This window comes from Streptomyces sp. NPDC029296, from assembly GCF_055569255.1.
Genome location: NZ_JBVHXT010000032.1, coordinates 41,588 through 48,367, shown reverse-complemented (window position 1 = coordinate 48,367; position 6,780 = coordinate 41,588). Strand labels below are relative to the sequence as shown.

The 6,780-nt window shown below is 73.6% G+C and carries 7 protein-coding genes; 3 read left to right on the top strand and 4 right to left on the bottom strand.

From position 1 onward, the window contains the following. Positions 1-86: 86 nt before the first annotated feature. Positions 87-1,577 carry an MFS transporter gene (locus ACZ4W9_RS26375; RefSeq protein WP_467939945.1) on the bottom strand — a complete coding sequence of 497 codons (1,491 nt, stop codon included), beginning with the start codon at positions 1,575-1,577 and terminating at the stop codon, positions 87-89. Positions 1,578-1,662: 85 nt separating this feature from the next. On the opposite strand from ACZ4W9_RS26375, the gene ACZ4W9_RS26370 reads away from it, so the two are divergent. Continuing rightward, positions 1,663-2,061, top strand: coding sequence for a MarR family winged helix-turn-helix transcriptional regulator (locus tag ACZ4W9_RS26370; protein WP_467939943.1), 399 nt, complete (start codon positions 1,663-1,665; stop codon positions 2,059-2,061). A 7-nt stretch (positions 2,062-2,068) separates the two neighbouring features. On the opposite strand, the gene ACZ4W9_RS26365 is transcribed toward ACZ4W9_RS26370, so the two are convergent. Then, entirely contained in the window at positions 2,069-2,809 is a 741-nt protein-coding gene (locus tag ACZ4W9_RS26365) for a maleylpyruvate isomerase family mycothiol-dependent enzyme (RefSeq protein WP_467939942.1), read from the bottom strand. Positions 2,810-3,615: 806 nt separating this feature from the next. Here ACZ4W9_RS26365 and ACZ4W9_RS26360 point away from each other — a divergent pair. Beyond that, positions 3,616-3,804, top strand: a complete 189-nt coding sequence (locus tag ACZ4W9_RS26360; RefSeq protein WP_467939941.1) for a hypothetical protein — start codon at positions 3,616-3,618, stop codon at positions 3,802-3,804. Here ACZ4W9_RS26360 and ACZ4W9_RS26355 read toward each other — a convergent pair. Beyond that, complete coding sequence (locus ACZ4W9_RS26355; RefSeq protein ID WP_467939939.1) at positions 3,767-5,032, bottom strand: MFS transporter; 1,266 nt, start codon at positions 5,030-5,032, stop codon at positions 3,767-3,769. The genes ACZ4W9_RS26360 and ACZ4W9_RS26355 overlap by 38 nt on opposite strands. A 355-nt stretch (positions 5,033-5,387) precedes the next feature. Between ACZ4W9_RS26355 and ACZ4W9_RS26350 the strand changes: the two genes are divergently transcribed. Then, positions 5,388-5,783 (top strand): luciferase domain-containing protein, encoded by a 396-nt coding sequence (locus tag ACZ4W9_RS26350; RefSeq protein ID WP_467939938.1) that lies wholly within the window; start codon positions 5,388-5,390, stop codon positions 5,781-5,783. Between the two features lie 104 nt (positions 5,784-5,887). Here the strand turns inward: ACZ4W9_RS26350 and ACZ4W9_RS26345 are convergent, their stop codons facing one another. Then, the gene (locus ACZ4W9_RS26345; protein ID WP_467939936.1) at positions 5,888-6,667 is read right to left on the bottom strand and encodes a DeoR/GlpR family DNA-binding transcription regulator; all 780 of its coding nucleotides are present in this window, start codon (positions 6,665-6,667) and stop codon (positions 5,888-5,890) included. Between the last annotated feature and the right edge of the window lie 113 nt (positions 6,668-6,780).

Here is a 6,780-nt window from a genome sequence, read left to right as displayed (position 1 = left end):
CCCCTGTTTCCCCCCCCTTCCCCTTTGGGGGGGTGGCCCCGGGGGTACAACGACCCCCCCCCGGCCCCACCTTGAGGCGGTCCCCCTCAGTCGCGGACCGGGACCCGGCCGGCGTCCGCCTCCGTCATGGTGGACCTGGCGACCACGAGGGAGTGCACCGGCCGGGACCGGCGCAGTCCGCTGAGCGAGAGCAGCAGTCCCACGACGGCGACGATCGTGACCACGACGAGCCCGGGCCGGTAGCTGTCGAGGACGGCCTGCGGGGTGGCCTTCTCGGGGGCGTGCGCGGTCACCACCGCCGTCACCACGGCCAGGAAGAGCGCACCGCCCACCTGCACCGAGGTGTTCAGCAGACCCGAGACCATGCCCTGCTCGTGCTCGTCCACGCCGTTGGTGGCCTGGACGTTGAGGGACGGGTAGGACAGGGCGAAGCCCGCGCCGACCAGCAGCATGGTCGGCAGGATCACGGACGCGTAGACCGGGTTCAGGTCGATGCGCAGGAACAGCGCGTATCCGGCCGTCATCATGACGAAGCCCAGCACGATCAGCCGTCCCGTGCCGAACCGGTCGATGACGGTGCCGACCTTGGTCGCCGAGAGCGCCACCAGCGCGCCCGCCGGGAGGAACGCCAGCGCCGTGTGCATGGCCGACCAGCCCAGCACCTGCTGCATGTAGAGGGTGACCAGGAACTGGAAGCCCGTGTAGCTGCCCACGAAGGTCAGTGCGCCGAGCTGGGCCCGCACCTGGGGGCCGGAGCGCAGCACTCCGAGCCGGATCAGCGGGCTGGGGCTGCGCCGCTCGACGAGGACGAACACCACCAGCATGACGGCCACGGCGGCGAAGGACAGGATCGTGCGGGCCGACGCCCATCCGGCCTCCGGTGCCTGGACGACGGTGAAGACGAGCAGCAGCATCGAGGCGGTGCCGAGGACGGCGCCCGGGACGTCGTAGCCGCCGTGGCCGCGCTCGCGCTCGCTGCGCGGGAGCAGCTTCAGGCCCACGAACAGGGCGATCAGCGCGACCGGCGCCGGCAGCAGCATCGTGAACCGCCAGCTGGCCTCCGTGAGCAGGCCGGAGAAGACGAGGCCCAGGGAGTAGCCGGTGGCGGCGCAGGTGGTGTAGATCGACAGGGCCCGGTTGCGCAGCGGGCCCTCCGGGAACGTGGTGGTGATGATCGACAGCCCGGCCGGTGCCGTGAAGGCCGCGCTGAGGCCCTTGACGAAGCGGCTGGCGATCAGCAGCGGACCCGAGTCCACGAGCCCGCCGAGCAGCGACGCGACCGCGAAGACGGCGAGGGCCACCAGGAACACCTGGCGCCGGCCGAGCAGATCGGCGGTCCGGCCGCCGAGGAGGAGCAGGCCGCCGTAGCCCAGGATGTAGCCGCTGACGATCCACTGGAGGGTCGACGTGGACAGATGGAGGTCCGAGCCTATGGACGGCAGGGCGACGCCGACCATCGACACGTCGAGCGCGTCCAGGAACATCGCGGCGCACAGCACCAGGAGGGTGCCCCACAGCCGGGGAGTCCAGTGCGCGGCCGGGGACGGGGCCGCGGAGGTGGTGAGCGGAGAGGTCATGGCGACGAGATTACATGCACGCGCATCAGATGCAAGCTCATTTAATTCCGGTGCAACAAACCTCGTTTTCTGCTACCGTGCGGGCATGGCGGCGAAGAATGCCGAGCAGGGGCTCGTGGAGCAGTGGCGGGAGATTCTGACGCTGCATGCCCGCACCCAGTGCGAACTGGACCGGGTCCTGCACGGGCACGGGCTGTGCGCGAGCGACTTCGAGGTCCTCGACCTGCTGGCCGAGGGCGTGGCCCCGGACGGCAGCTGTGCCTACCGGGTGCAGGAGATCTCCGACCGGGTCCATCTCAGTCAGAGCGCGCTGTCCCGGCTCATCGCCCGGCTGGAGAAGGACGGCCTCGTGGAGCGCGGCATGTGTCCCGAGGACCGGCGCGCGGTGCGGGTCTCCCTCACGGCGAAGGGGCGCGCGCTGCACGGCGAGGTACGGCCGGTGCAGCGCGAGGTGCTGGCCCGGATGCTGGCCGGCACGGGCTGACCGGACCTCAGATCCCGGACCGCTCCCGCCACAGGGCCGCGAGCGCCGGATCACCGGTCACCCGGGGGACGTCCGTCCGGTTCCACAGCGCCAGGTACACCTGGTCGGCGGGGCCCGACAGTTCGGCTTCCGCCTCGCCCTCCGCCGCGCGCATCGTCACCGGTGGCCCGGCCGTGAGCCGTACGGTCCACACGGCGTCCGCTCCCGCGTCGACCGCGCGCACTTGTAGCACCCGCGGCTCCTCGCTGCGCAGGCGGCTGCGCCGGCGGGCGTGGAAGCCGCGCAGCAGTTCGTCGATGCCGTCCGCCGCGAAGTCCGGGGCGATCGGGGACGGCTTCCCGCCGCGCGCTCGCTCGGCGTCGTAGCGGTGCACGGTCGTCTCGTGCGCCTGCCGGCGGGTCCAGAACGCCAGCGGTGACGGATTGGGCGCCGGGTGGAAGGTCCAGCACTCCAGCTCGGCGGGGGCGGCGGCCAGCGTGTCCACCACCAGGCGGTGGCTGTCCCGGTACCAGGACACCAGCGCGTCGTCGGGCATCTCCGGCGGATCGCCCAGCGGCCGGCGCGTGGTGGCCCGGTCGGCGACCAGGGCGGCTGCCCAGCGGTGCACCCCGCCGATGTGCCGCACCAGGTCGCGCACCTGCCAGTCGGGGCACGTCGGAACCCTGGCGCCGGGCCCCGCGGCGGCGGCGGCCGACGCGAGCAACCGGCCCTCGCGGTCCAGGGTTTCGAGAAAGTCGGCGATCTTCATGGAACCAGTCTGCCGGTCGTCAGAAAGAGCGGGGGACAAGGCCGAACACCCCCGTCCGCTCGCTCCGCGGGGGCCGGGCGACCGTGCCGCCGGGGCGCCGGGCGCGCGGGCCCGGGCCACTGTTCGTGCCCCTGACGTCCGTGTGCGGCCCGCCGGCCCCGCACGCGCGGCTCGCGTCGGCCGAGGGCGCGGTGGCAGCGGCGGCGGCGCCGACGAGCAGTGTCGTTCCCGTCACCGCGGCCCTTTTCGGGCCGGGTGTCATTCGTAAGGTCATGAGGCGACGATGCTCATGCCGGCGGCCGCTCATCCGGACGGCGGTCCTCTTGCACTCGAACGTGTGACGGGACGAACGATGCCCCCGGCGGCCGGAGCGAACACTGCCGGACGGGCCACCACGGGAGCGGCGACCCGGCTCACCTTCCCGGCACGGCGGCCGCGGCGCCCGTACGATCCCGTTGACCGCGTTGACCGCGTTGACCGCGTTGACCGCGTTGACCGCGTTGACCGCGTTGACCGCGTTGACCGCGTTGACCCACCGCCCGGCCGCCTCGCTCGCGCAGCGTGTCAGGTCAGGCGCGGTGTCACCTCGGCCGTTGTCCACTCCATGGCCGGGCCGACCTGCTCGGCCCCGACCGGCAGCCGCAAGGTGCACGCGGAGAGCCCCGCCTCGGCGAGCCGGGCGAGGTCGTCGGCGACGCTCGCCGCGGTGGGCGCGGCGCCCCCGAGCGGCCGTCCCGGTGGGGTGATCGCCGCGGGGAGGCCGGGCGGGGTGGGAACGCGGCCGAGGCGAGCGTCAGCCGGTCGGCGTGCTCCGCGCCGGTGAGGTCCCGCGGGCGGCGCCGGACGCCGGTGACCTCCTCGGCGTCCGCGCCCGTGCCGTACCGGCCGGCGCCGAAGCCGCCCGGGCGGGCGGCCGGGCCCGGCCGGACGAGCCGGGGGTGCGGACCCGCGACCTCGTCAGCGCGCTGGTCGCGGGGGCGAAGCGGGGTCCGTGAAGGCGCGACGCGTCGCCACGCCGAGGACGGTGGCGACCGCGGCCAGCGCGGCCACGCTGGTGAGCGCCGTGGACAGGGAGAACCAGTCGGCCATGAACCCGATCGCGGGCGGCCCGAGGAGCATGCCGCCGTAGCCGAGGGTGGAGGCGAGGGCGACCCCCGACGGACCGGCCAGCGCGCCCGCCTGGTCCAGGGCGACCGGGAAGAGGTTGGCGAGTCCCAGACCGGTGATCGCGAAACCCGCCAACGCCGCCCACACCGACGGCGCGAGCGCGCCGAGCAGCATCCCGGCCGCCGCGACGCTGCCCCCGCCGATCACGGTCCGGGCCCGGCCGAGCCGGGCCAGCAGCGCCGTCCCGGACAGCCGGCCGATGGTCATGGCGAGCGCGAAGCACGCGTACCCGGTGGCCGCGGTGCCGGCGGAGGCCGCGAGGTCCTGCTGGAGGTGGAGCGCGCCCCAGTCGGCCATCGCGCCCTCCCCGTACGCCGTGCACATCGCGACGAACCCGAAGACGACGACGAGCCCGCGCCGGGACTTCCCGCCCGGCTTCGCCGCCGGCGTCCCCGGGCGCTCCGGCGGCGCCGGCGGCTCGCACCGCAGCAGGGTGCGCCCGGCGACGGCCGTGACGAGCAGTCCGACCACGGTGAGGCCCAGCAGGTGGCGGGTGGGGGAGAGGTGCTCGGCGACCAGTCCGCCGAGGCCCGCGCCGACCATCCCGCCCAGGCTGAAGGCCGCGTGGAAACTCGGCATGATCGGCCTGCGCAGCGCGGCGACCAGATCGACGGCGGCGCTGTTGAACGCCACGTTGACGCCGCCGTAGCCCGCGCCGAACAGCAGCAGCACGGCCCCGAGCACGGGCGCCGAGTGGGTGAGCGGGGGCAGCGCCACGCTGAGCGCGAGCACCACCATGCAGACCACGGTCACCGGATGGCTGCCGTAGCGACGGCACAGCCGGCCGGTCAGCGTCATGGTGAGCACGGCCCCGGCGGACACCCCGAGCAGGGCGAGCCCGAGGGCGCCGGCGGAGGCGTGCGTCTGGTGCTTGATGTCGGGGATGCGGACGACCCACCCCGCGAAGATGAATCCGTCCAGTGCGAAGAAGGCGGTGATCGCCGCGCGCAGTGCCGTGAGGCTGCGGCCCGGCACGACGCTGTGCACTCGGGTTTTGTTTACGATCGGCACAAACTCCAGCGTACGGGTGGCGCCGGGGTCGGGCAAGGGAGGCATCCGCGCCGGCGCCCGCATGGCTGACCGTCGACCGTGCTCCTCCGTCGGCCCTGGTGACGAACCGGTGTCCGGTGCTTAGCCCTTTCGGGATGCCCCGTGCCGGCCCGCCCGCCCGGACCGGCCGGCTTTCCTTTCCCGCGTGCCCCTGGCGCGGGACCGGACCGGCCTCCTCGCCGCACCCGCCCACCTGCGGTTTTCGCGCCCCGCACGGCACCGGAAAGGACAACCCCCGCATGGAGCAGGGGTGTTCGACATCTGAACGGAGGTGCGGATTCCTGAACGCGCGGTGGATACAGGTCGGTTAATGCTCGCTCACCAACTGGTTGCGGAGGGGTGAGCGCGCCATGATGGGCCCATGACGTTGGCCTCGCGCGCGCTCGCGCAACTGGCGACCTGGCCGGATCTGAGAGAGACCGTCCCCAGCTGCGGCCTGGGTCAGGCGGTGAGTTCCGCCCAGGGCGAGATCGTCCACTTCCACTCCGAGCGTGATGTCGATCTGCGGCTCACCGACCGGGCGGTCCGGCGGTTCACCAAGGACCTCAAGAACTCGGGCGCGATCAGGATCGTGCGCGGCTCGCCGTGGGTGACGCTGCGCCTGGACGCCGCGAGCGACGTCGACCTGCTGCTGACGCTGGTGAGCGTCGCGCTCCAGGCACCGCAGACCTGGCCGGACCCGGCCGACCGGCCGGTGGCGGGCTGCAACGACCAGCGGGGCGCGGGGTTCGTCAAGGCCGACCTCGGCGGTTTCTGAGGCGACCGGCGGCACGGCCGACCCGGCCGATCAGGCCGGTGCGCCTCACGCCGTCGTCCGCCGTGCCGGTGCGCCTCACGCAACCGTCCGCCGTGCCGGTGCGCTCACACCGCCAGCACCCGCACGCCCGCCTCCTCCAGCCGCCGTACCGTCTCCTGTTCCGCCGCCGTGTCCGTCACCAGCGTGTCCACCAGTTCGGTCCCGCAGATCCGGGCGAACGCGCGCCGGCCCAGCTTGCTCGAATCGGCGGCGACCACCACCCGTTCGGCGCGCTCGCACAGCAGGCGGTTGATGGCGGCCTCCGCCTCGTCGTGCGCCGCCGCCCCGTGCGTGACGTCGAAGCCCACGACGCCGAGCACGGCCACGTCCAGCGTGATCTGGCCCAGCACCCCGTCCGCGAGCGGACCGATGAGTTCGTACGACTGCGCACGCGCCACCCCGCCCGTCACCACGATCTTGAACTGGGGGCGCACGGCAAGCTCGTTGGCGATGTTGAGGGCGTTGGTGACGACGGTCAGCGCCGGCGAGCCGGTGGCGAGGTCGCCGCGCACGGCCAGCGCCCGGGCCACCTCCGTGGTGGTCGTACCGCCGGTCAGCCCCACCGCCTCGCCCGGCGCGAGGAGTTCGGCCACCGCCTTGGCGATGCGCTGCTTCTCCGAGGCGCGCCGGGCCGTCTTGTAGCGCAACGGGAGCTCGTACGACACCCCGTGCACCACCGCTCCGCCCCGGGTGCGGACCAGCATCTGCTGCTCGGCCAGCTGGTCGAAGTCCCGGCGGATCGTCGCCGCCGACACCGCCAGCTCGGCCGCCGCCTCCTCGACCTCCAGCCGGCCGCGCTCCACGAGCAGTTCCAGCAGCGCCTTCCAGCGGGCGTCCCGGGACATCCGCGGCCTCCCATCCCATCCTCCGGACGATCTCCCGGCGACCCTAGCGCACCCGGCTCCGCCTCTGGATGCTTGATTGTGATCGAAACCTCGCTATACCTTGCAGGAACAAT